Annotated in this window: 24 protein-coding genes; 8 read left to right on the top strand and 16 right to left on the bottom strand. The window is 74.2% G+C overall.

Features of this window, described 5'->3' with window-relative positions; translation table 11 throughout:
* Window positions 1-8: 8 nt before the first annotated feature.
* Genes Q0858_RS13880 through Q0858_RS13815 form a run of 14 tightly spaced genes read right to left on the bottom strand, consistent with a single transcriptional unit; the run spans window position 9 to window position 13,075 of the window.
* Window positions 9-719: a TetR/AcrR family transcriptional regulator gene (locus Q0858_RS13880; RefSeq protein WP_299055442.1), complete on the bottom strand. Its 711-nt coding sequence runs from the start codon at window positions 717-719 to the stop codon at window positions 9-11.
* 34 nt (window positions 720-753) lie between these two features.
* Entirely contained in the window at window positions 754-1,314 is a 561-nt protein-coding gene (locus Q0858_RS13875; protein ID WP_299055440.1) for a GNAT family protein, read from the bottom strand.
* Entirely contained in the window at window positions 1,311-1,805 is a 495-nt protein-coding gene (locus tag Q0858_RS13870; RefSeq protein ID WP_299055439.1) for a DinB family protein, read from the bottom strand. The genes Q0858_RS13875 and Q0858_RS13870 overlap by 4 nt, the downstream gene beginning before the upstream one ends.
* A gap of 4 nt (window positions 1,806-1,809) precedes the next feature.
* Window positions 1,810-3,336, bottom strand: coding sequence for an ATP-dependent DNA ligase (locus Q0858_RS13865; protein WP_299055437.1), 1,527 nt, complete (start codon window positions 3,334-3,336; stop codon window positions 1,810-1,812).
* Between the two features lie 30 nt (window positions 3,337-3,366).
* Window positions 3,367-4,689, bottom strand: a complete 1,323-nt coding sequence (locus Q0858_RS13860) for a DUF222 domain-containing protein (protein ID WP_299055435.1) — start codon at window positions 4,687-4,689, stop codon at window positions 3,367-3,369.
* Between the two features lie 40 nt (window positions 4,690-4,729).
* Window positions 4,730-5,815, bottom strand: coding sequence for an MSMEG_0565 family glycosyltransferase (locus Q0858_RS13855; RefSeq protein ID WP_299055433.1), 1,086 nt, complete (start codon window positions 5,813-5,815; stop codon window positions 4,730-4,732).
* Window positions 5,812-6,672: a carbon-nitrogen hydrolase family protein gene (locus tag Q0858_RS13850; protein WP_299055430.1), complete on the bottom strand. Its 861-nt coding sequence runs from the start codon at window positions 6,670-6,672 to the stop codon at window positions 5,812-5,814. Before Q0858_RS13850 ends, Q0858_RS13855 begins: the two co-directional genes overlap by 4 nt.
* Before the next feature lie 2 nt (window positions 6,673-6,674).
* Entirely contained in the window at window positions 6,675-7,976 is a 1,302-nt protein-coding gene (locus Q0858_RS13845; RefSeq protein WP_299055427.1) for an MSMEG_0569 family flavin-dependent oxidoreductase, read from the bottom strand.
* Window positions 7,973-8,275, bottom strand: a complete 303-nt coding sequence (locus tag Q0858_RS13840) for an MSMEG_0570 family nitrogen starvation response protein (protein WP_299055425.1) — start codon at window positions 8,273-8,275, stop codon at window positions 7,973-7,975. Before Q0858_RS13840 ends, Q0858_RS13845 begins: the two co-directional genes overlap by 4 nt.
* On the bottom strand, window positions 8,268-9,143 hold the full coding sequence (locus Q0858_RS13835) for a carbon-nitrogen hydrolase family protein (protein WP_299055423.1): 876 nt from the start codon (window positions 9,141-9,143) through the stop codon (window positions 8,268-8,270). Before Q0858_RS13835 ends, Q0858_RS13840 begins: the two co-directional genes overlap by 8 nt.
* A complete protein-coding gene (locus Q0858_RS13830; RefSeq protein ID WP_299055420.1) occupies window positions 9,140-10,564 on the bottom strand; it encodes an MSMEG_0567/sll0787 family protein in 1,425 nt (474 codons plus the stop codon). Before Q0858_RS13830 ends, Q0858_RS13835 begins: the two co-directional genes overlap by 4 nt.
* Window positions 10,564-11,628 (bottom strand): MSMEG_0568 family radical SAM protein, encoded by a 1,065-nt coding sequence (locus Q0858_RS13825; protein WP_299055417.1) that lies wholly within the window; start codon window positions 11,626-11,628, stop codon window positions 10,564-10,566. The genes Q0858_RS13830 and Q0858_RS13825 overlap by 1 nt, the downstream gene beginning before the upstream one ends.
* A 10-nt stretch (window positions 11,629-11,638) precedes the next feature.
* On the bottom strand, window positions 11,639-12,163 hold the full coding sequence (locus Q0858_RS13820; RefSeq protein ID WP_299055414.1) for an MSMEG_0572/Sll0783 family nitrogen starvation response protein: 525 nt from the start codon (window positions 12,161-12,163) through the stop codon (window positions 11,639-11,641).
* A 60-nt stretch (window positions 12,164-12,223) separates the two neighbouring features.
* A complete protein-coding gene (locus Q0858_RS13815; protein WP_299055411.1) occupies window positions 12,224-13,075 on the bottom strand; it encodes an amidohydrolase family protein in 852 nt (283 codons plus the stop codon).
* 132 nt (window positions 13,076-13,207) lie between these two features.
* Here Q0858_RS13815 and Q0858_RS13810 point away from each other — a divergent pair, with 132 nt between their 5' ends.
* The 4 genes from Q0858_RS13810 (at window position 13,208) to Q0858_RS13795 (ending at window position 16,786) form a co-directional block, all read left to right on the top strand.
* Window positions 13,208-14,563: an AMP-binding protein gene (locus Q0858_RS13810; protein ID WP_299055408.1), complete on the top strand. Its 1,356-nt coding sequence runs from the start codon at window positions 13,208-13,210 to the stop codon at window positions 14,561-14,563.
* Window positions 14,564-14,576: 13 nt separating this feature from the next.
* Window positions 14,577-15,503 (top strand): DNA-3-methyladenine glycosylase 2 family protein, encoded by a 927-nt coding sequence (locus Q0858_RS13805; protein ID WP_299055405.1) that lies wholly within the window; start codon window positions 14,577-14,579, stop codon window positions 15,501-15,503.
* A gap of 366 nt (window positions 15,504-15,869) precedes the next feature.
* Window positions 15,870-16,025: a CopG family transcriptional regulator gene (locus Q0858_RS13800; protein ID WP_299055402.1), complete on the top strand. Its 156-nt coding sequence runs from the start codon at window positions 15,870-15,872 to the stop codon at window positions 16,023-16,025.
* Window positions 16,022-16,786: a VOC family protein gene (locus Q0858_RS13795; protein ID WP_299055399.1), complete on the top strand. Its 765-nt coding sequence runs from the start codon at window positions 16,022-16,024 to the stop codon at window positions 16,784-16,786. Before Q0858_RS13800 ends, Q0858_RS13795 begins: the two co-directional genes overlap by 4 nt.
* A 13-nt stretch (window positions 16,787-16,799) precedes the next feature.
* On the opposite strand, the gene Q0858_RS13790 is transcribed toward Q0858_RS13795, so the two are convergent.
* Window positions 16,800-18,002, bottom strand: a complete 1,203-nt coding sequence (locus Q0858_RS13790) for a phospholipase D-like domain-containing protein (RefSeq protein ID WP_299055730.1) — start codon at window positions 18,000-18,002, stop codon at window positions 16,800-16,802.
* A gap of 147 nt (window positions 18,003-18,149) precedes the next feature.
* On the opposite strand from Q0858_RS13790, the gene Q0858_RS13785 reads away from it, so the two are divergent.
* Window positions 18,150-19,502 carry a M14 family zinc carboxypeptidase gene (locus Q0858_RS13785; RefSeq protein ID WP_299055397.1) on the top strand — a complete coding sequence of 451 codons (1,353 nt, stop codon included), beginning with the start codon at window positions 18,150-18,152 and terminating at the stop codon, window positions 19,500-19,502.
* Here the strand turns inward: Q0858_RS13785 and Q0858_RS13780 are convergent.
* Window positions 19,473-20,285 (bottom strand): hypothetical protein, encoded by an 813-nt coding sequence (locus Q0858_RS13780; protein WP_299055395.1) that lies wholly within the window; start codon window positions 20,283-20,285, stop codon window positions 19,473-19,475. The two genes, Q0858_RS13785 and Q0858_RS13780, sit on opposite strands and share 30 nt — an antisense overlap.
* Window positions 20,286-20,346: 61 nt before the next feature.
* Between Q0858_RS13780 and uvrB the strand changes: the two genes are divergently transcribed.
* From uvrB to Q0858_RS13765, 3 genes are read left to right on the top strand one after another with little or no spacing between them, the layout of a single operon-like run.
* Complete coding sequence (gene uvrB / locus Q0858_RS13775) at window positions 20,347-22,473, top strand: excinuclease ABC subunit UvrB (RefSeq protein ID WP_299055393.1); 2,127 nt, start codon at window positions 20,347-20,349, stop codon at window positions 22,471-22,473.
* The gene (locus Q0858_RS13770) at window positions 22,470-22,910 is read left to right on the top strand and encodes a VOC family protein (RefSeq protein WP_299055391.1); all 441 of its coding nucleotides are present in this window, start codon (window positions 22,470-22,472) and stop codon (window positions 22,908-22,910) included. The genes uvrB and Q0858_RS13770 overlap by 4 nt, the downstream gene beginning before the upstream one ends.
* A 31-nt stretch (window positions 22,911-22,941) precedes the next feature.
* Complete coding sequence (locus Q0858_RS13765) at window positions 22,942-23,493, top strand: hemerythrin domain-containing protein (protein ID WP_299055388.1); 552 nt, start codon at window positions 22,942-22,944, stop codon at window positions 23,491-23,493.
* The last annotated feature ends 38 nt before the right edge of the window (window positions 23,494-23,531 follow it).

The raw sequence follows: 23,531 nt of genomic DNA, 5'->3' as shown, positions 1-23,531 counted from the left end.
AGCGCGGGTCAGGCCTGCTGCGGGGTCCCCGCCGAGGCCATCGCGAGCGCACTGGTGACCATGTGCTCCTTGACCTGGTCGGCCGTGATGCTGCCGACCGTGGGCACGCCCGGGGCGGCCTCCTTGACGAGGATCCCGACCCTCGCGAGCTGCAGGGCACCGAGCCCGCTGGCGTACAGGGTGTTGGCGAGCAGGTGGGGGTCCTCGACGTGGAAGTCGCCGCTCTCCGTCCCGGCCTCGAAGGTCGAGGCGAGCACGGCCAGGCACCCCGAGATGGAGCGGCCGAGGCGGTAGATCGCGGACTCGGCGATCTCGTCCCACAGCTCCGGACCGGTGCGCCGCATCAGGGTCTGGGCGCAGTCCACGAACGCGGGGTGGCCCAGTCCGTAGTCGACGAAGGCCCGTGTCAGGGCCGTCAGACGGGCCCGGTGGTCGTCGGGCCCGGCGGAGTCGGCGGCCGCCACCAGCTCCTCGCGCAGCTCGTCGAGGTAACCGACGAGGGCGAGCGCGAACAGCTCCTCCTTGCCGGTGAAGTGCCGGTAGATGATCGCCCGGTTGATGCCCACGGCGCGGGCGACGTCCTCGATCTGGGCGTCGCGGACGCCGCGCTCGTCGAACAGGGCGCGGGTCGCCGCGATGATCTCGCGCTTGCGCTCGCGGCGGCGCTGGGCGGCGGCCGAGCGACGGCCGTCGCCGCGGGGGGCCGGCGTGGTGGTCACGGGACCGAGGGTACGGGACGTGTAACCGGGAGTGTCACGACCGTGACGCGACCCACTCGCGGCGCAGGAGGCCGAACACCCAGGAGTCGGAGACGACGCCGTCGACCACACAGTCCTCGCGCAGTGTTCCCTCGAGGACGAAGCCGAGCTTCTCCAGCACCCGCCGACAGGCGGTGTTGCGGGTGTCCGCCTCGGCCTGGACCCGGTTGAGGTCGAGCGCCGCGAACGCCCACGCCAGGAGCGCTCCCGCTGCCTCGGTGGCGTACCCCCGGCCCCAGGTGCGCTCGGCGAAACAGAAGCCGAGCGACGCGCTGCGGAAGGTGAGGTCGTAGCTGTTCAGCGTGATCCAGCCGAGGAACGACCCGTCGGTTCCATCGACGACTGCGGGCCGTACGCCGTCGCTCTCGGCCGCGATCCGCGAGCACCTCTCGATGAACGACACGGCCCGCAGGGGGTCGGTCCACGGCGGCGCGTCCCAGTACCGCAGCACGTGCGCGTCGCTCTGCAGCGCGAAGAGGTCGTCGGCGTCGGAGTCACGGAAGGAGCGCAGCCGCAGACGTGCCGTCTCCAGGTCCGGGGTGACGAGCGCGGTCACGAGCTGGTCCTGCCGTCGACGCCCTCGCGGAGCAGGTCGGCGTGCCCGCAGTGCTGGGCGTACTCCGTGATCATCCGGAGCACCAGCCAGCGCAGGTCGACGTCCTCGTACCAGTCGAGCGGGCGGACCACGTCGTCGAGGTCGTGGGCGGCGACGATCTCGCGGGACACCCGGCACTCGGCCTGCCAGGTCGCGAGGTCGGCCTGCAGGTCCGCGTCCGGCGGCGGCTCGAAGTCGTCGTTCCCGGCGTGCAGCGTCGGGACGTCGCGGTGCTCGAAGCTCTGCTGGAACCACCACCGCTCGACGCTGGCGAGGTGCCGCACGAGGCCGTGCAGCGACATCGTCGACGGTGGCATCGACCGGGCGCCCGCCTGGGCGGTCGTGAGGTCGCGGCACGCCAGCTCGATCGTCGCCCGGAAGTGCTCGAGGTACGCCGCGAGCGCCTCCCGCTCGCCGGCGACGCGGGGGATGCGCGGGAGGTCGTCGTCCATCGGGTCAGCCTGGCAGCAGGAAGCCCGTGACCGTGGACAGCACGTCCGCCTCGCCCGGCGTCTTGTCGTCGCGGTAGCGCAGCACCCGGGCGAACCTCAGCGCGATCCCACCCGGGTAGCGCGGCGAGCGCTGGACGCCGTCGAGGGCGATCTCGACGACCTGCTCCGGTCGCACGTGGACGACGTGCCCCTCGCGGTGGGTCTCGAGGCCGAGGAAGCGCTCGGTCTGCCAGGCGAGGACCTCGTCCGTCATGCCCTTGAAGGTCTTGCCGAGCATGACGAACCCGTCGCCGTCGTCGGCGCGGGCGCCGAGGTGGATGTTGGACAGCCAGCCGCGGCGACGTCCGGAACCCCACTCGACGGCCAGGACGACGAGGTCGAGGGTCAGGCGGGGCTTGACCTTCACCCAGGCCGCGCCGCGACGTCCTGCCTCCCAGGGGGCGTCGAGCGACTTCACGACGACGCCCTCGTGCCCGTCCGCGACGGCGGCGCGGGCGAAGGCCTCGGCCGCCTCGGGGTCGCCCGTCTCGAGGCGTCGGACCCGGTGGGCCTCCGGCACGAGCGCGTCGAGGGCGGCGAGTCGCTCGCGACCGGGGCGGTCGAGGTAGTCGGCGCCGTCGAGGTGCAGCAGGTCGAAGAAGTACGGCGTCACGGCGGCCGCCCCCTCCTCGTGCGCGCTGGCCGTGCGGGAGACGGTCTCCTGGAACGGGCGGGGTCGGCCGTCACCTCCGAGCGAGAGCGCCTCGCCGTCGAGGACGACCGTGCGCGCCGGCAGGGCCCGGACCACCTCGACCACCTCGGGCAGGCGGGTGGTGATGTCGTCGAGGGAGCGGGTCGCGATCCGGACGTCATCGCCGTCGCGGTGGACCTGGATCCGGATCCCGTCGAGCTTGGTGTCGACGGCGACCTCCCCGCCCACCTTCTCCAGCGCTTCGGCGACGGTCGGGGCGGTCGAGGCGAGCATGGGCGTGACGGGTCGCATCACCTCGAGGCCGATCGCGGCGAGCGCCTCCTCGCCGCCGGTGCCGGCGGCCCGGGCCGCGACGACGGTGGAGCCCGCGAGCATCGCGGCCCGGCGTACGGCGGGCAGAGGGGTCTCCGTCGCCCGGGCGACGGCCTCCTGCACCAGCGAGTCGAGCGCGCCCTGCCGCACCTCGCCGGTCACCAGCCCGCGCAGCCACTGCTGTTCCTCGGCGGTGGCGGCGCCGAAGAGCTCGGCGGTGGCCGCCGCCCGGGCGGTCTGCGACCCCGGCCCCGACAGCCCGGCGACGTGCTCGAACGCCTCGTGCACCGCGAGCACCGTCAGGCTCGGCTCGTCGGCCGGGTCGGGGAGCGAGGTCAGCGAGCGCCAGCCCAGCCCGGTACGACGTTGCCGCAGCGCTCCGCCGAGGTAGGACGTCACGACCTCGACCTCGAGGGGCGCGTCGGGGTCGGCGCGCGCGAACAGCTCGGCGAGGGCGGCGACCTTCTCCTTGCGGGAGCGGGTCGCGGCGACCGCGGTGGAGGTGGCGACGAGGTCGGCGAGCAGCACGGGTCCATCGAAGCACCCCGGTCCGCGGCGTCAGGCGGCGTACTTCGCCGGCCCGTCCCACCTGATGCGGCGTGGCTCGGGCGTCGGGGGCGGCCTCGGCCCCGGCGGGGCCAGCGCACGGTAGACGTGTCCGGTGGGGGTGACGATCTCGAGCTCGTGGGGCCGCGGGTCGGCCGGCCAGCGGGGCACCGGTGTGTAGGTCCACCCCGGATGCTCCTTCGTGTAGTTGCAGCCCGCGCAGGCTCCGCCGGAGTTGGGCGCGCTCGTCTCCCCGCCCTCCGCCACCGGGACGGGGTGGTCGACGTGGCGGGCCGGTGCGTCGCAGTACGGCGTCCGGCAGGTCCACCGGTCCCGCGTCAGCACGAAGTCGCGGAGCTGTCCGGTGAAACCACGGGCCCCGGACTCCATCGCGACGAGGGTGCCGCTGCCCGCGGCGACGAAGAAGCGCTGGATCGTCGAGCGGAGGTCGGGGGACAGCCCGACGAGCTGCCGCGCGACCGAGGCCGGGACCGGCCCGATGTGCTCCACGTCGGCCGGGGTGTCCTCGTCACCGAGCAGCGTCTCGGCCGAGACGAGCAGCTTCACCGCGACGGGGGTCGCCTGGGCGTGCTTCTGGTTGGTGAGTCGCGAGACGAACAGGTCGGCCACGATCTGAGCGTGCGTCCGGTCGTCGTCCGGGTCGTCCTGGGCGAGGATGCGGTCGGCACCGTCGCGCAGCGACGTCATGATCGCCGCGGCTGCGAGGTCCTCGACCCAGCCCGAGATCGTGGACATCCCGTCGCCGAAGGAGAGACGGCTCGAGACGCGTCGGGTGGTGCGTGCCTTCTGCCGCCGTCGGACCGGGGCCTCCGGGTCGAGCTCGTAGGCCACCCGCCGCGCCGCCCGTCGCAGCGCGAGGTCGCCGAGACCGTCGAGGGTCGACGGGTTGCCCGCGAGCCTCTCGTCGGCCTCCGCCCGGTGCTCCGGGGAGAGGTCGGCCAGCTCGGCGGCCAGGACCATCGCGCGCCGCTCGTTGAGGCGCCCGAAGGTCAGGGCGTCCAGGACGCGGGGGAGGTCCTCGGTCAGCCGGGTGGCGAACGAGGTCAGCTCGCGACCCCGGTACGGCGACTCGCGGCGTGCGAGCCCGACCTGCGACCCGGCGCTGCGTCGCCCGGCTGGGCAGTCGTCCCGAGCGGCCATCGTCGCGGCGGCGCGGGCCTGGAGGGCTGCGGCCGCGGACTTGAGCTCCTCGGTCGCGCGCAGCAGGTCGACGAGGTCGCGGTCGCTGTGCTCGTCGAGGGCGGCGTACGCGAAGCGGCTCAGCAGCGCGCTCGCACGCTGCTGCAGGTCGCTGGCAGCCGACTCGTTCCCCATGTCGCTGACGCTAGACGCGACCACCGACAACGGCGGACGGTCATCGCGTGAGCAGGTGGTCGTAGAAGTCCAGGTGGGCCGAGGCCGCCGCGTCCCACGTGTACGACGCCGCGAGACGACGGCCGGCCCCCGGGTCCGGAGGGTCGTCGAGCACACCCGCGAGGGCGGTGGCGATCGCGGGCACGTCGGCGCCGTACGCGACGGTGCCGGCGAGGACCTCGCGCAGCACGGGTAGGTCGCGCGCCACCACGGGGACGCCGGCGGCCAGGGCCTCCATCGCGGCGAGCCCGAAGCCCTCCTTGGTCGAGACCATGGCGAGGGCCGAGGCCTCGGCGACGAGCGAGGGGAGCTCGTCCTCGCTCAGGGTGCCGAGGACGACCGGGCTCACGTCGAGCTCGTCGGCGCGGGCGTCGAAGGCGGCGCGGTAGTCGCGGTAGTCGAAGAGCGTCTCGCCGCCCCCGAGCACGAGGCGCAGCCCGGGCCGGTCGCGTCGTACGAGGGCGAAGGCCTCCAGCAGGTCGAGGCTCGCCTTGCGGGGCTCGATGCCGCCCAGGGCGAGCACGTACGGCCCGTGCGCGTCGGCCCAGCGGCGCCGGCCCGCGAGGTCGCGAGCGCCCGCGGCGAACCGGGCGGCGTCGACGCCGTTCGGGATGACGGTCGGGTCCAGCCCCCAGCCCGCCCGGACCTCGTCGGCGACGGCCTCGGAGACGCAGAGGCGCGCGGTGGGGGCGACGACGGCGCGCTCGTGGCACGCCGCCAGCTCGGGGGTGGTGAAGGTGTCGAGGTGGTGGATCGTCCGCACGCACGGCAGCGCGGCGTTCGCGGAGATGCAGTCCTGGGCGTGGACGACGTCGTAGGCGCCACGGTCCGCCGCGAAGGCGCGGCGCAGGACCTCGATCGAGCGCACGATCCTCGCCCCGACCGGCTCGTCGGCGACCTCGGGGAACGGCACGGCGCGGACGCCGACCCCGGGTGCGACCGGGCGGAAGAACGTGGTGTCACCACCGCGGCCCAGCGTCCACACGTCGACCTCCGCGTTGGCGCGGACCAGCGCCTCCGCCAGGGCCAGGGTGTGGACCACGCCGCCGCGGGGGCGGGTGGAGTAGGTCAGGAGGGCCACCCTCACCGGACCGCCACCTGCCCCGGACCCCGGTACGCCGCCGGGGCCAGCTCGGCGAGGTGGTGCAGCGTGCGTCGGGCCCGGGCGACCTCGGCGGCGACGTCCAGGTCCGCCACGGCCAGGCCGCCCTTGCTGCCGGTCCGGGCGAGCACGTCGCCACCGGGGCCGACGACCTTCGCCTGGCCGAGGAAGCGCAGGCCCCCGGTGACGCCGGTCTGGTTGGCGGAGACCCAGACCACCTGGTTCTCGGCGGCCCGGGCGCCGTCGTACAGGTCGAAGAGCCGGGACTGGCGGTCGGCGGGCAGGCGGGCCGCGCGGTCGGTGACCGACGCGGGCCAGGCCGACGGGCACACCAGCACCTGCGCGCCGTCCAGCGCGAGCGAGCGCGCGGACTCGGGGAAGGTCTTGTCGTAGTCGACCAGCATCCCGAGCCGCCCGACGGGGGTGTCGAAGGCGTCGAAGCGGTCCCCGGCGGCGTACACGACCGACTCGCGCACGGCCCGGTGGACCTTCCGGTGCCGGCCCAGCACGCCGTCCCCGGTGAGGCAGACGGCGGTGTTGTGCACCACGGTCCCGGCGGACGACACGGCCGCCTCGGTGAGCCCGAGGCACAGCACCATCGGGCCGGTGGCCCCCCGCAGCCGGGTCAGCTCCGGGCCGTCGAGGGTGATCGCGGCCGGGGGGTCGGCGGCGTCGGGGTGGCGCAGGTCGCCGAGGTAGCCGCCGAGGGTGGCCTGGGGGAGGACGAGCAGCTCGATCCCGCGGCTGCGGGCGTCGGCCACGACGCGCTCCACCTTCGCGACGGCCCGGGCGAGGTCACGACCGAAGTGGGCCGCCGCCGCGCCGATCCGGACCCGGACCACGCTCAGCCCGCCAGCCGGTCGGCCGCGACGGCCAGGTCGGCCCGGACGTGCTCCGCGACGTGCGCGGCGTCGGCGGCGATGCCGAGGAAGCGCCCCGAGCCCCACGTGTGCAGCCACGGCAGGCCGAGGAACGAGAGTCCGGGCAGTGCCGTGACACCGCGGTCGTGGGCGGGCCGGCCCCCGCCGTCGAACACGGGCGCCCCGACCCAGCGGTAGTCGGGCCGGTAGCCGATCGCCCAGACGACACTCGTGACGCCGGCGGCCGCCAGGTCGAGCTCGGTCGTCTCGTCGTCCGGCTCCCACACCGGCGTGTACGGCGACCCGGGCGGCGCGTCGACGCCGGCGCGCTCGACGTAGGCGTCGATGTCCGCGCAGATCGAGTTGTAGACGGCGTCCGCGGCGTCCAGTGCGGTGCGCACGGTGGGGGAGAGACCCAGCCTGTGACCACCGGGCCCGTCCAGCAGTCCGTCGACCCTCCCCGTCAGGTGCATGCCCTCGGCGGCGAACCGCCGCAGGTCGATGTCGCGCCCGCCGTCGCGGCCGGTGACGTAGTGGTTGGTCTTCTCCCGCGCGGCGAGACCGCCGGGGTAGCGCGCGACGGGGGTGTCGTACAGCCCCATGTCGGCGAGCCAGGTCATGGTGTCGCGACCCCGGTAGGTCCGGGCGACGCGTGGGGCGTCGCCCAGGGCGAGGTGCACGCCGCGGCCGGCGAGGTGGAGGTCCTCGGCGATCTGCGTGCCCGACTGGCCGCTGCCCACCACGAGGACGTCGCCGTCCGGCAGCTGTCCGGGATGGCGGTAGTCCCCGGACAGCACCTGGGTGACCGCGGGGTCGAGCGCCGCCGCCCAGGGCGGGACGATCGGGAGGTGGTAGCCCCCGGTGGCGACGACGACGTGGTCCGCCTCCCAGGTCGCGGGGCCGTCGGGGCCGCCGGCGGTGACGACGAAGCCCCCGTCACCGGACGGCACGAGGCCGGTCACCCGGGTGTGCTCCAGGACCGGGGGACCGAACGTGGCCGGGTAGGCGCCCAGCCAGGCGACGACCTCGTCGCGGGTCATGAAGCCGTCCGGGTCGGGCCCGTCGTAGGCGTACCCGGGCAGGCGGCAGTGCCAGTTCGGCGTCACGAGGGTGAAGGAGTCCCAGCGCCGGTCGGCCCACTCGTGCCCGACGGTCTCGGCCTCCAGCACGACGTGGTCCACACCGTCGCGCACGAGGTGCCAGCTCACCGACAGCCCGGCCTGGCCGCCGCCCACCACGACGACCGACGTACGACGCGCCGCGGGGCTGGCGCCTGCGCCGCTCATGCCGGCTCCCCGGGCAGGGGCGGGTGGACACGGAGGACCTCGACCTCGGCGTCCGCGGCGTGCCGGGACGCGGAGGCCCCGACGGCCTCGACGGTGGCGGCGGCGCCGGTGCAGGCGAAGCCGTAGCGGGCGCGGACCCGCCGGTCGGCCTCGGCCATCGCCGCGGTGCACCGGTCGACGAAGTCGGCGACGGTGTAGCGGCGGCCCGCCTCGAGGTGGTCGTGGACGACGAGCGAGGGCGACCAGCACTCCTCGACCCGGCCGTCGGGCCAGCGCACGGTGACTCCGGCCTCAGGCACGACGGGCCCCGACCAGCTCGGTCGCGCGGTACAGCTCGGGGCGCCGGTCCCCGAGGTGGAACATCGAGCGGCGCGCGGTGCCGAGGACGTCGTCGAGGTCGAGGGACGCCAACGCCATCCCCGGGGCCGTGCCCGTGGTGTCGAGGACGTCGCCGCCCGGGCCGACGACCTTGGCGTTGCCCACGAAGCGCAGCGAGCCGAAGGTGCCGGTCTGGTTGGCGGCGAGCCAGACGACCTGGTTCTCCAGCGCGCGGGCCTGGTCGAAGATGTTGAAGCGGTGGGTCCAACGGTCCTGCGCGACGTCCCCCGCCCCGGCGGTGCGCGACGCCGGCCAGGCCGAGATGCAGGCGACCACCCGGGCGTCGTCCAGCGCCAGCGCGCGGGCGGCCTCGGGGAACGCCTTGTCGTAGCAGACCAGCAGGCCCATCCGCCCCACCGGCGACTCGAAGGCGAGGATCTGCTCCCCGGCGCCGTAGTAGAGGCTCTCCCCGAGCGGCTGGTGGACCTTGCGGTAGACCCCGAGGACGCCGTCGCCGGTCACGGCCGCGGCGCTGTTGTAGCGCTCGGTGCCGTCGGCCTCGCAGAGGCCGACGACGACGGTCATGTCGCCGGCGAGCTCCCCGACGCGCCGCAGCTCCGGACCGTCGAGGTCCATCGCCGGGGGCAGGTCGTCCGGGGCCTCGGCGTGGGTGCCGTCACGCCCCGACCCGAGCACGGACAGGTAGCCGCCGAGGCATGCCTCGGGGAACGCGAGCAGCGAGACGCCCTGGCCGCGGGCGGCCTGGACGTACGTCTCGATCTGGGCGAGGTTCTGCTCGACGTCGCGGCCGAAGCTGTCCGCGACGGCGGCGAGGTGGGTGGTGGTCATGCTGCTCCCAGTCCGGTGACGGTGGTGGTGACGGCCTCGGTCACGACGCCGTCGGGCCAGCGCAGGCCGACGCCCGCGCCCTCGACGAGGTCGCCGCAGACGCGGCTGGTGACGGTGGCCGGGAGCCCGTCGGCGGGTCTCCCGGGGCGATCGGTGGTGACGACGGCGAAGCCCGGGAAGCAGGTCAGCCAGTCCCCGGTGGTGGCGACGTCGGGGGTCGGCACGTCCGCCACGTCGACGACCGCGCGGCACCCGCTGGCCTCGGCCAGCATGCCGACGGTGCCGACGGTGCCCGCCATGGAGACGTCCTTCGCGGCGGCGGGGTCCAGCGTGCGGACGACGCCGCCCGTGGCGCGCAGCTCGGCAGGGGTCCGGCTGGTCGTGGAGTCCCACTGGCTGCCGGAGTAGCCGGGACGCCAGCCACCGCCGAGGTCCGCGGACACCCGCAGGGCGTGACCGGGGCGGCCGCCGCCGCCGGGGACCGGGTGGGGCGTGGCGCCCAGCGCGGTGACCGACAGGGCCGCCGGGACCCCGAGCTGGGTGTGGCCGCCGAGCACGGGCACGCCCCAGGCCTCGGCGGCGTCCAGCAGTCCCCGCAGGACCCGCCGGGCGAACGAGGCGTCGCGGGCGCCGACCGCGTCGAGGAGGCCGACCGGGCTAGCGCCCATCGCGGCGAGGTCGTTGAGGTTGACCAGGACCGAGCACCAGCCGGCCCACTCGGGGTCGCGCTCCACCATGGAGGGCAGGATCGCGTCGCAGGCGGCCACGAGCGGGACGCCGGGGACCGGGGCGGCGTCGTCGCCGACCCACCCGGGTCCGCCCCCGCCGAGCGGGTGGTCGGTGACGCGGCCGAGCAGCCCGGCCAGCGGGGCCTTGGTGGCGTCCACCAGCCGCTGGACGCGCCCGACGGGCCACTCCATCTCGACGTGGGGGACGCCGTGACGCGTCGTCGGGCCGCTGCGTCGTCGCCAGCCGAGCCGGGTGAACAGCCCGGCGTGCCGGGCCTGGACGGCGGCGTCGAACCGCAGGGCGCCGGCGTCCTCGGCCGTCGCACAGGCCGCGCGGACCAGCGCGGCGGCGACCCCGGCGCGCGAGCCGCGGGCGGTGGGGGCGACGACGAGGCGGCTGCCGCGCCACCACCCGAGGTCCCGGGAGGCGGTGGCGGGGTGCGCGGCGGGGTGGACCCGGACGCCGCCCAGCACGTCACCGTCGATCGAGCGGGCGAGGAGCACGACGGTGCGGGGGTCGTCGTCGACGTCGTCGCGGTCGTGGCCCCCGAACAGTCCCTGCGCGTCCACGAACTCCGCGCGCCGCAGGGCGTCGTGCGCCGCCCGCGCCGTGGTCTCGGCCCGCTCGACCCGCAGGAGCGGACGGGGCCCTGCGGCGGGCAGCAACCCGGTGAGGATGCCGTGGTCGAGCATCACGCCCCCTCGCGGGACAGCCCGGAGCAGGCTCCGCAGGCCGCGCAGCCGGCTGCCTGGTCGGTGCCGACCATGCCGGCGGACCGGAGCGCCTTCGCGACGCGGGAGGTGACGTCGTAGGTGACGTCCCGCGCCGGCGCCCCGACGCCGTCGACGTCCGTGGCGAGCGTGCCGGCCAGCGGCCGGAACGGCACGACGAACGGGTAGACGCCCATCTCGATGAGCCGCTCGGCCCCGGCGACGAGCTCGTCGGGGTCCTCGCCGAGCCCCACCAGGAGGTAGGTGGAGACCTGGTTGTGGCCGAAGACCCGGACGGCCTCGCGCCAGGCGGCGTCGTACTCGGCCATCGGGACGCTGCCCTTGCCGGGCATCCAGCGCCGCCGGACGTCGTCGTCCAGCGACTCGACGTGGATCCCGATCGAGGCGGCGCCGGCCTCCTTGAGCTCGGTGATGGTCGCGAGGTCGCCGGGCGGCTCGCACTGCACCTGGATCGGCAGGTCGGGCACGGCGGCGCGCACGGCCCGCACGCAGCGGGCGAGGTGCGTCGCGCCGCGGTCGCGGCCGTTGGAGGTCCCGGTGGTCATGACCATCTGCGTCACCCCGTCGAGCCGGACGGCGGCCTCCGCGACCTCGGCGAGCTGCGCCGGTGTCTTCACCGCGACGGTGGAGCCGGAGCGCAGCGAGTCCTCGATCGCGCAGAACCGGCAGCGCTGCGACTCGTCGTACCGCACGCAGGTCTGGACGACGGTGGTGGCGAGGACGTGCCCGGAGTGGAGGCGGGCGACCTGCTCGTACGGGACCCCGTCGGCGGTGACGAGGTCGTAGAACGCCGGGCGGGCGACCGTCTCGACCCCGAGGCCGGTGTCGGCCCCGTCGAGGAGGAGCCGGCCGCCGCGCACGGCGTACGGGCTGCGGGGGTTGAGCGGGACCGCGGCCCCCACCCCGTCGATCAGCACGTGGCCGTCGTCGGACGGACCGGCACCACCACGGCGGGCGACCGGCGGGTCGAGCAGCCGGATGCCCTGGATGGCGAGGTCGACCCGGGTGTCGGGGCGGGAGGCCATGGTCACGACCTCAGAGGTTGTAGACGGAGTTGATGATGGCGCCCTTGTTGGCGAAGTGGATGACGCAGTCCTGCACGTCGAGCGGGTGGCAGGGCACGACACCCTCGATGAGGTCCTCCTCGCGGCAGCCGTGCAGCGCCATGCCGAAGCGGCAGCAGAAGACGGTGCCGCCCTCGCCGATGAAGGTCTTCAGCGAGTCGTTCATGTTCTGGTTGCCGGGGAACGCGACGTCGCCGGTGGTAGGGAACCCGCGGGTGTCCATGCAGGCCAGGGCGCCGGGACCGTAGAAGTAGATGACGGAGTCGAAGCCCTTCCGCAGCGCCCGGGTGGCCTGGAGGATCGCGACGAAGCTGACCGACGACTCGTGCGGGATGCCGTGGACCAGGGTGAGGTAGCTCTGGCCCTCGCTGGCCTGGTAGTCGGGGAAGATCTTCGTCGAGCCGTAGAGGTTGGTGCCCTTCGCCTGCGAGGGGTGGGGGACCTCGGCCACCGACTTCTCGATGTTGGCCAGGATCTCGTCGTCGAACACGGACATCTGCTCTCCTCAGGTGGGTGGTGCGGGTGGCGGGGGGTCGTGCGGGCTGGAGCGGGTGGGTCAGGTGGTGCCGTAGAGGGCCGCGAAGTTGTCGTGGAAGAAGGCGCGGGCCAGCTCGCCGTCGCCGGTCGCGGCGGCGAGGCGGGCGTGCTCGCCGGCGAAGTCGCCCCAGGGGACGTCGGTGGCGAACAGCACGCGGTCGTGCCCGACGCCGCGGCGCTCGATCTCGGCGACCAGCCAGGCGGGGGCGAAGCCGACGGCCCAGCTGGTGTCGGTCCAGACCTGCTTGCCGGCCTCGACCCAGTCGAAGAACCGCCCGCCGATCAGCTTCAGGTGGCCGCTCATGCCACCACCGAGGTGGACGAGGTGGATGCGGGTGGCGTCGCCGTACGCCTCGACGAGCTCGCCGATCCGGTCGACGTCGGAGGCGGCGCCGGGGGAGGTGTGCACGTGGACGACGAGGTCGTGGGCAGCCGCCGTGGTGAAGATCGCGTCGAGCTGCTCGGCGCAGTCCGGGTCGTCGACGCCACCACCGAGCAGGAAGCTGGTCTTCAGCGCCCGTACGCCGGTCTCGGTGACCAGGCCCAGGGCCTTCTCGTTGCGGGCGGCGTCGGAGGCCTTGGGTGAGACCCACAGCCCGCAGGAGATCCGCTCGTCGGCGGCCGCGGCGTCGAGCGCGAGGGAGTTGAGGTCGAACGCGACGTCCGGGTCCGGGACGCCGTAGTTGGGGAGCACGAGCGCCCGCTCCACGCCCTGGTCGTCGAGGCTGCGCCGGAAGTCGGCGACGGTGGCCACGGCCGTGGTGTCCGGCCGGATCGGCGGTCCGCCGTAGAAGGGGTACGCCGGCAGGTGGCCGATGTGCCGGTGCGCGTCGTACGGCGCGGCGAGGGCCCGTCGCGCCGGTGTGGTCATGCCGACCAGTCAAGGCTCGGGCTGTTTCGGGGTGGTTTCGTCCGGAACTCGTTCGTCGAACCACTGGGTGAGATCGGTGTAACAGGCTCCCGGAGACGGACCTGGACACCGCGGGCCTGCTTGGCTCGGGGCGTGGCCGAGGTGACGATCTCGCGGGCGCCGGCGCTCCTGGCGGAGCGCGACCCCGACGGGGTGGCGCTGCGCAGCGGGCGCCGGGTGGTGACCCGGCGCGCCCTGGTGGACCTCGCGGACGGCGTCGCCCGTCGCTGGGTGGCGGAGGGCCTCGGGGTCGACGACGTCGTCGTGCTGGGCTGCGGGGACCCGGTCGACCTGGTGCTGGCCGCCGTGGCGACCTGGCGGGCGGGTGCCACGCCGCTCCCGCTGGCGCCCGGGCTCGCGCCCGGCGAGCGGGCGGCGCTGCTGGACCTCGCCCGTCCGGCCCGGGTCGAGGACGGGCCGCTCGACCTCACGCCCGGTCGGGCGGGCGCGCCGCTGCCGGACCGCGCCGCGTCGTCCTGGAAGGTCGCGGCCTCGTCGGGCAGCACCGGTCGGCCCAAGCTCGTCCGGGCGGCGGCGCCCGCCCGGGTGGATCCCGACCGTCCGGTGGCGGCGTTCGTCCCCCGCGACGCCGTCCAGCTCGTCGCCTCGCCCCCGCACGCCGGCGCCGGGTTCGTCTACGCCACGCGCGGCCTCACCAGCGGGCACGAGCTCGTCCTCATGCCGTCCTTCGACGCCGGGGAGTGGCTCCGGCTGGTCGCCGGGCACCGCGTCACGTGGTCGGTGCTGTCGCCGACGACGATGCGGGCGATCGCCCGGCACCCCGATCGGGCGACCGCCGACGTGTCGTCCCTGGAGTCCGTGCTCCACGTGGGCGCGCGGTGCCCGGAGCCGCTCAAGCGGGACTGGCTCGCCTGGCTCGGGCCGTCCCGCGTCGTCGAGGTGTACGCCGGGACCGAGTCGGCCGGTGTCGCGATGATCGGCGGGGAGGACTGGCTGCTCCACCCCGGCTCGGTCGGCCGGGGCGTCGGCGGCACGCGCTTCCGGGTGGTGCGCCCCGACGGCGGGGACTGCGCACCCGGCGAGGTCGGCGAGATCCTGATGCGCCGGGACGCGCCCACCTACACCTACGTCGGGGCGGCGGCCCAGGACCGGCACGGCTGGCACAGCCTGGGCGACGCGGGCCGCACGGACGCCGACGGCTGGCTGTGGGTGCTCGACCGGCTGGACGACCTCGTGGACGTCGACGGGCACCGGGTCGCCCCGGCGGACGTCGAGGCCGCCCTGCTGGAGCACCCCGACGTCGGATCGGCCGTCGTGGTCGGCCGCGGCGGCGGCCTCCACGCCGTGGTGCAGTGCCCCGATCTCGACGCCGTCCGGGCCTGGGCGGCGACGCGTCTCGACCCACCGCACCTGCCCACAGGGTGGGAGGCCGTGCCGCACCCGCTGCGGGACGACGCGGGCAAGGCCCGCCGCTCGTCGTACCGCTGACTACCGTGGCGGGGTGAGCGGAGCGGACCGGGGGCTGCGGCGGGTCTGGCGGCCCGACTGGCCCTGCCCCGTGGCGCAGAACCTGCGGATCCTCAAGCGGGGGAGCGACGCGGCCTTCCGCCTCGACCCCGACGGCACCGTGTGGCGCGGCATCCGCACGCCGGAGGGTCCGGCGACGCTCGTCGTCCGCGCGCGCGACGCCCTCGGTGAGGTGCACGCCGCGGCCTGGGGCGACGGTGCCGACTGGGCGCTGGGGCAGCTGCCCGCCATGTGCGGCGCCGAGGACGACCCGTCGGGCTTCGCCCCCGAGCACCCGGTCGTGGCCGAGGCGTGGCGGCGCCACGAGCACTGGCGGCTGACCCGCACCGGTCTGGTCTTCGAGGCGCTGCTGCCCGCGATCCTGGAGCAGAAGGTCACCGGCAAGCAGGCCTTCGCCGCGCAGCGCATGCTGGCCCGCCGCTTCGGCGAGCGTGCCCCCGGGCCGGGTGCGGAGCACGGTCTCTGGGTGCCGCCCACCCCGGCGGTGGTCGCCGCGATCCCCTCGTGGGAGTGGCTGCGCATGGGGGTCGACCCGGCGCGGTCGAAGGCGGCCGTCCGCGCTGCGCGCGTGGCCGACAGCCTGGAGCGGATCGTCGGCCTCGACCACGACGAGGCCGACCGGCGGTTGCGGACCGTGCCCGGGGTCGGGGTCTGGACGTCGGCCGAGGTGCGCTTCCGGGCCCTCGGCGACGCCGACGCCGTCAGCTTCGGCGACTACCACATCGCGAAGAACGTCACCTGGGCCCTGACCGGCACGGTCGGGGACGACGCCGACATGGCGTCCCTGCTCGAGCCCTTCCGGCCGCACCGGCACCGCGTGCAGCGCCTGGTCGAGCTCGCACACCTCGCCCGGCCGCGCCGCGGCCCGCGCATCACCCTGCCGACACACCTGCCCGGCTAGGCCCACGCGTCGAGTCGGCACGTCTGCGCAGCTGTGCGGGGTCGAGTCGGCACGTCTGCGCAGCTGTGCGGGGTCGAGTCGGCACGTCTGTACAGCTGTGCGGGGTCGAGTCGGTGACCCGGACGCCGTGGGACCGGACCCGCGCCCGTCGTGCTCGGTGGCGATCGGCGCGGCCCGAGGGTCCGGCCGGGTGCGACACGTCCCGAGCGTCGACAATCCCACCCCGACCGGTCGCCAACCACTCATTCAGCCGAAGACGGAGCCTCCGCGGGATGCGCAGACGTGCCGACTCGAGCCTCCTGAGGTGCGCAGACGTGCCGACTCGGAGGGGTTCCCCTCAGTAGTCTAGGTTGCTAGCATCCTCGCGTGCCGTCACCCAGTCGCGCGGACAAGACCCAGTTCAACGTCTACCTGCCGCCCGAGCTCGTCCGTCGTGTGAAGCACCGCGCCGTGGACGAGGGCGCCAGCCTGTCCGCGCTCGTCGAACGAGCCCTCACCGCCTACCTGGAGGAGAACCGATGATCACCGTCACCAGCGGCAGCGACACCCGCGTGCGGGACCTCGTCCGGCCCGTCCGGTTCACCGACGACGTGGAGGCGGTGGCCCGCTTCCTCGAGGTCGTCGGCCTCGGCCGCGAGAGCGAGGCCGACGGGGGCGGCTGGGTCGTCCTGAGCGCCGGACGCGGCGCCGTCGCCGTGCACAGCGCCTCCTCCAGCGATCTCGGCGCGGCAGCGGGGGAAACCCACCTGTCCTTCGTCTCCGCCGGCCTCGACGCCCTGGTCGCCGACCTGCGCGGGACCGGCCTCGACGTCACGCCGTACGACGAGGCGTGGGGCCGGGCGCTCGTCGTCCCCGCCCCCGACGGCCACGAGATCCAGGTCGACACCGACTCCGGCGAGAGCTACGGCTACCACCAGCGCGCCGGGTCGCCCGACGACCGCACGACCGTCCGGCCGGTCTGGTACCTGCCCCTCGAGCTCCGGGACGACGCCCGCACCCTGCTCGGCGCCTTCGGCCTCGCGCCGCGGCCCGGCGAGGACGAGTGGTGGGCCGCCTGCGAGGGCCCCGGCGGGGCCGTCGGGCTGCACCGGCCGACCGACGACTCCCCGGTGTGCGAGCTCGGCCTGGAGACGTCCGAGCCCCTCGCCGACGTGGCGGCGCGGCTGGTGGCCGCGGGCCACCCGGCCGAGGTCGGTCACGCCGAGGGCGTGGGCGAGGTCCTCCGGGTCACCGACCCGGACGGCCGCGAGCTGGAGATCCACCCGGCGCCGCCCGTGCCCTGAGAGGCGGGAACGACTAGAGCAGCGGGCGCAGCGGCGCCAGGATCCCCTCGGCGAACCGGCGCTGGAACGACCGGGCCTCCCAGTCCTCGAGCGACAGCTCGACGGCGTTGGTGAGGTCGGTCGTGAAGATCTCCTCGAGCTTCGTGGCCATCGCGGGGTCGATGATCTCGACGTTGATCTCGTAGTTGCCCTGCAGGCTGAGCCGGTCGACGTTCGCCGTCCCGACGGTGGACCAGCTGCCGTCGATCGTGGACGTCTTGGCGTGGACCATCGCGCCGGCGAAGCGGAAGATCCGCACCCCGGCGACGAGCAGCTGCTCGAAGTACCCGCGGCTGATCCAGTCCGCCACCACGTGGTTCGACGTCATGGGCAGCAGCAGCCGGACGTCGACGCCCCGCATGGCGGCGACGCGCAGCGCGTCCACGAAGTCCTGGTCGGGGATGAAGTAGGCGTGGGTCATCCAGATGTTGGTGGAGGCCTTCGCGATGGCCTCCAGGTACATCGCCCGGATCGGGAAGACGAGCTGGCGCGGCACGTTGCGCTGGAACCGGATCGCCGGCTCCCACCGCGACGGCGTCTCGAGCAGGAGCGGCCGCTCGGAGGTGAGGATCAGCCGCCGACGGTTCAGGTTCCAGAAGTCGGCGAAGGCGCGCTTGAGGTCCCAGACCCCGGGCCCCGTGATGCGGACGTGGGTGTCGCGCCACTCCGTCTCGTACGCCGAGCCGATGTTGTAACCGCCGACGAAGCCGACCTCGTCGTCGACGACGAGGATCTTGCGGTGGTCCCGGCCGTAGCGGCGCATGTCGAAGATCCGGATGCCGGCGGTCCACACCGGGTAGCGCAGCACCTTCACCGGCTCCGGGAACCGCTTGAAGCGAGGCGAGACGACCAGGTTGGCGAACCCGTCGTAGATGCAGTGCACCTCGACGCCCCGCCGGGCGGCGTCGATCACGGCGGTCTTGAACCGCTCGCCGACCTCGTCGCCCTTCCAGATGTAGGTCTCGAGCAGCACCTGTCGTTGCGCGCCCTCGATCGCGGCCAGCATGTCGGCGTACAGGTCGCGCCCGTACGTGTACGTCGTCACCTCGCCTCCGCCGACGGGGACGGACCGCGGCGGCGTGACCGGGAACGGCTTCGGCTTGCGGCCGCGGCGACGGTACGAGTCGGTGAGGGTGAGGCCCAGGGCCGTCAGGAGCTGGACGCCGACAAGCCCCATCAGCACCCGTCGCAGCACCACCAGCCACGTCTCGGCGGCGGTCGGACGTCGGCGGGGCACGGCGTCAACCTATAAGCAGGACCCTGGCGCGCGGGGCCGACTCCTGATAGCAACAGCCCAGCAACCTCACAACTCTCGGGAGAACCTGTGTCTGCTGTCCTGCGCTCACGCGCCCTCGCGCCCGTCCTCGGGCTCGCGTCCCTCGCCCTCCTCGCCGGCGGGACCTCCGCCGTCGGCGCCCCCGGCTCCGGCGGCGCGGAGCCCCCGTCCTCCTCCCGCGCGTACGACGAGGCGCAGCCGGGCGACCGTGCGTTCGTCCGCGCGCGGGCGTCGTGCAGCGAGGAACCCCGCGACCTGCCGGTCAACCAGTTCACCGACCACCGCGAGCTCGGCGTCGAGCTGGCCCGCATCGCCCGGGTCAGCGACGGCCGTGTCGAGGTCGACGAGATCGGCCGCAGCAACCGCGGGCGCGAGATCTGGTCCGCCCGCGTCGGCACCGGGGACGAGGTCGTGATGCTCGTCAGCGAGATCCACGGCAACGAGAAGACCGGCACCGACGCGATCCTCGACCTGTTGGACTGGGTCGGCACGAGTGAGTCCCGCAAGGCCGAGCGCTGGCGCGACGAGCTGACGATCGTCGCCATCCCCAAGATGAACCCGGACGGCGCGGAGCTCGACCGTCGCGGCAACGACCAGAGCTGGCGCGAGGTCCGGGCCCGCTTCCCGCAGCTGCGCGGCGCCGACCCGGCGTGGAACTACTACGACGACCCCGACATCCAGGGCGACGACTACAGCCAGCGGCCGGGCTTCGACACCAACCGCGACTTCAACCCCGACCTCGACTACCGCCCCCGCGCCGAGGACTTCCCGGGCGACTCGTCCCAGACCGGCTGGTACATCACGCCCGAGGCCCGCACGGTGCGCGACGTCTACCGCGGCCTGACCGACGAGTTCGGTGAGGTCGACACGTACGTCGACCTGCACCACCAGGGCGCCTGCTACGTGATGCCGGACGACCCCGACGAGTACGTGACGCTCTCCATCTCCGGCCAGTTCGTCGCCGACCCGGCCACCAAGCCGGAGTACGCCGAGTACGCCGAGGACTACGACCTCGACTACTCCAAGAAGCTGAACGTCGCGGTCAACCGCTCGCTGCAGGCCGCCGCGGCCGACCGCCCGCTGTTCGGGAACGTCACGCTCTACCCGCAGGGCATCGACCTGCCCGGGACGGCGCTCGGCTCCTTCGCCCTCAACGGCAGCGGCGCCGTCCTGTTCGAGGTCCGCGGGCAGACCCAGACGCTGGGCCAGCGCTACCGCGCCGTGCTGACGCGCTCGGTCTACATCGGCCTCGACGGCATGCTGTCGTCGATCGCCTCGGGCCAGGTGAACCGCCTCGACCCGGCGGACTACGACGCCATCCCGCCGCGCGGCCCCAACATCGGGTCCGGCGAGGACGAGGACGCCCAGGTGCTACGGGAGGCCGAGCGCCTCGAGCGCTGAGGCGTACGCCGCGGCGTCCGGCCGCTCCTCACCGAGCAGCCGGTACGCCGCGGCGCGGGCCAGCGCCTCCCGTTCGACACGCGTCGGCCCCTCCACGAGCCGCGTCGGCGCCCCGAGCGCGCAGACCGCCTCGGCCCACCGCACGGGTCGCCAGGCGGGCGTGACGTCGACGACGACCGGCGACCCGCCGGGGTCCAGGAGGACGTTGCCCGCCAGGGCGGCGTGCACGAGCTGGCTCGGGCCGAGACCGGTCGGCTCCGGGAGCCAGGGGCCCAGCCGACCGACGAGCCCGGCGACCGCGGGGCCCCGCCCCTCCGCCGCGGCCACGAGGTCGGCGACCGGGCCGAACGCCAGCCGCTCGGCCCGCGCCCACGCGTCGGTCCGCCGGGCCAGGGCCTCGGGGGGTCGCGGCACCGCGACCGCCAGCTCCGCGTGGAGCAGCCGACCCGCCGCCAGGGTGACGCCCGGGTCCTCGCACTCCCGGGTCCCGGGCTCCCACCGCGTCGCCGCCCACCCGTCGACGACCCACGAACCGTCCCGGGCGGGCACGGGCACCGCGAGCCGCAGCGCGCCCGGCACGCGACCGGGCCGCTCGTCGAGCGTGACCGCCAACCGGGCCAGCATCGGCGACAGCAGGTCGTCGACCCGCGGGTCGTGGCCGGGGGAGAGCACTAGGTCCCCGGCGACGACGCTGCGGCTGCCCGCCAGCGGGCGGTCGACGGCCGGGGCGACGAAGAGATCGAGCACGTGGTCGGGCACGAGGGGTCCTGACGGGTCCGGCACGGCCGTGAGCCTAGGACCGGGCCGGGAGCCGCTGTCGGCGGTCGGTCGTAGATTGAGTCGCATGCGACCCGTCACCGACCTCGAGCGCCGTGTGGCGCCGTTCCACGTGGTCTCCGACTACCAGCCGGCCGGCGACCAACCCGCCGCCATCACCGAGATCAGCAAGCGCATCGACGGCGGCACCCACGACGTCGTCCTGCTGGGCGCGACCGGCACCGGCAAGACCGCGACGGTAGCCTGGGTCGCGGAGCAGGTCCAGCGACCGCTGCTGGTGATGCAGCCGAACAAGACCCTCGCGGCGCAGTTCGCGAACGAGCTGCGGCAGCTCTTCCCGGACAACGCGGTGGAGTACTTCGTCTCCTACTACGACTACTACCAGCCCGAGGCGTACGTCCCGCAGACCGACACCTACATCGAGAAGGACTCCTCCATCAACGAGGAGGTCGAGCGCCTGCGGCACTCGGCGACCAACTCGCTGCTCACGCGCCGCGACGTCATCGTCGTCTCGACGGTGTCCTGCATCTACGGCCTCGGCACGCCGCAGGAGTACGTCGACCGCATGGTGCGGCTCAAGGTGGGGGAGGAGCGCGACCGCGACACCCTGCTGCGACGGCTCGTCGAGATCCAGTACACCCGCAACGACATGTCGTTCACCCGCGGCACCTTCCGCGTCCGCGGCGACACCCTCGAGATCTTCCCGATGTACGAGGAGCACGCGGTCCGGGTCGAGTTCTTCGGTGACGAGGTCGAGCGGCTGATGACCCTGCACGCCGTCACGGGGGAGGTCATCACCGAGGACCAGGAGCTCTACGTCTTCCCGGCCAGCCACTACGTGGCCGGCCCGGAGCGGATGGAGCGCGCCGTCCGCGGCATCGAGGCCGAGCTCGCCGAGCAGCTCGCGGTCTTCGAGGCCCAGGGCAAGCTCCTGGAGGCCCAGCGCCTGCGGATGCGGACGACGTACGACATCGAGATGATGCGCCAGGTCGGCTCCTGCGCCGGCATCGAGAACTACTCGATGCACATGGACGGGCGCTCTCGCGGCTCCGCGCCGAACACGCTGCTCGACTACTTCCCCGAGGACTTCCTGCTCGTCGTCGACGAGTCCCACGTGGCGGTGCCGCAGATCGGCGGCATGTACGAGGGCGACATGTCCCGCAAGCGGAACCTGGTGGAGCACGGGTTCCGGCTCCCGAGCGCGATGGACAACCGGCCGCTGCGCTGGGAGGAGTTCCTCGAGCGGATCGGCCAGACGATCTACCTCTCGGCGACGCCGGGCGACTACGAGCTCGACAAGGTGGGCGGCGACGTCGTCGAGCAGATCATCCGCCCCACCGGCCTGATCGACCCCGAGGTCATCGTCAAGCCCACCAAGGGGCAGATCGACGACCTGATGGCCGAGATCCGGGACCGCACCGACAAGAACGAGCGCGTCCTGGTGACGACCCTGACCAAGAAGATGTCGGAGGACCTCACCGACTACCTGCTCGACCACGACGTCCGCTGCCGCTACCTGCACTCCGAGGTCGACACCCTGAAGCGGATCGAGCTGCTGAGGGACCTGCGCCTCGGCAGCTACGACGTCCTGGTCGGGATCAACCTGCTGCGCGAGGGCCTCGACCTGCCGGAGGTGTCCCTGGTCGCGATCCTGGACGCCGACAAGGAGGGCTTCCTCCGCTCCGACAAGTCGCTGATCCAGACCATCGGCCGCGCCGCCCGCAACGTGTCGGGCCAGGTGCTGATGTACGCCGACACGGTCACGCCGTCCATGGCCTCGGCGATCGACGAGACCAACCGCCGCCGCGAGAAGCAGGTCGCCTACAACACGGCGCACGGCGTCGACCCGCAGCCGCTGCGCAAGAAGATCGCGGACATCACCGACATGCTCGCCCGCGAGGACGAGAACACCCAGGCCCTGCTGGAGACCTGGGCCGGCACGGAGGCCAACTCCCGCGCCGGCGGCGTGAAGGCGAAGGCCCGGCAGCCGGTCCCGGCCCTCAGCCGCGCCAACGGCGAGGCCCCGCCGCCCAGCGACATGCCGACCGCGGACCTGGCGAACCTCGTGCAGGACCTCACCACCCAGATGCACGCCGCCGCGGCGGAGCTGCAGTTCGAGGTCGCCGCCCGCCTGCGCGACGAGATCGGCGACCTGAAGAAGGAGCTGCGTCAGATGATGGAGGCGATGAAGTGACCGTCCGGGCGGTGCAGGTGACCGTCGACTGCGCCGACCCGGCGGCGCTGTCGGCGTTCTGGGCCGAGGCGCTCGGCTACGTCGTCGACCCGCCGCCGCCCGGGTTCGACTCCTGGCCCGCCGCGCTCGAGGCGTGGGGCGTGCCGCAGTCGGAGTGGAACTCCCGATCGGCGTGCAGTGACCCCGACGGCGTGGGGCCCCGTCTGTTCTTCCAACGCGTCCCGGAGTCCAAGTCGGTCAAGAACCGCCTGCACCTGGACGTCCGCGCCGCCCCGGGGCTCACCGGCGAGGAGCGGATGGAGGCGCTGGAGGTCGAGGCGGAGCGGGTGAGGAGCCTGGGGGCGACCCGAGTGAGCCGCACGGACCCGGACGGACGCATGGAGGCGGGCTTCCTCGTGATGACCGACCCCGAGGGCAACGAGTTCTGCCTCGACTGACGCGCGCGGGCTGACCCGTACGCTCCGTCACATGAGCACCTCCATCGACCTGGGCCGCCCGATCGAGGGCGACGTCGTCGACCTGATCCTCGACGACCACCGCCGCTTCGAGACCCTCCTGCGCGACCTCCGGGACGCCACCTCCGACCGTGACGCCGTCCGCCGTGCCTTCTCGACCCTCCACGTCGCCCACGCCCGGGCCGAGGAGGAGCACGTCTACCCCCGCCTCAAGAAGCGCGAGGCGGTCAGCGAGCACGAGGCGGAGCACGGCGAGGAGGAGCACGCCGAGGGCCACGAGGCGCTGCTCGCCGTCCTCGAGCTCAAGGGCACCGACACCCAGGCCTTCGACGACGCCGTCGAGGCGCTCGCCACCGCGGTGAACCACCACCTCACCGAGGAGGAGCTCACCATCCTCAACCCCGCCCGCGACGGGGTCTCCGACCGTGAGCGCGCCGAGCTGGGCCGGACGTTCGCCGAGGCCCGCAACGCGCTGATCGACGACGACTGCGGCAGCCTCACGAAGCTGCGGGAGATCGTCGCCGAGGCCGAGCGCGAGGGCCTTCTCGACGAGGACGACGACTGACCGTCATGAGTGAGCCGGCGTCACGGACGTCGGGTCGG

The sequence above is a fragment of the uncultured Nocardioides sp. genome, from assembly GCF_947489365.1.
In the GTDB taxonomy this organism is placed as follows: Bacteria; Actinomycetota; Actinomycetes; order Propionibacteriales; family Nocardioidaceae; genus Nocardioides.
Note: the sequence above shows the minus strand (reverse complement) of the source record. Positions and strands in the feature narration are given on the sequence as shown.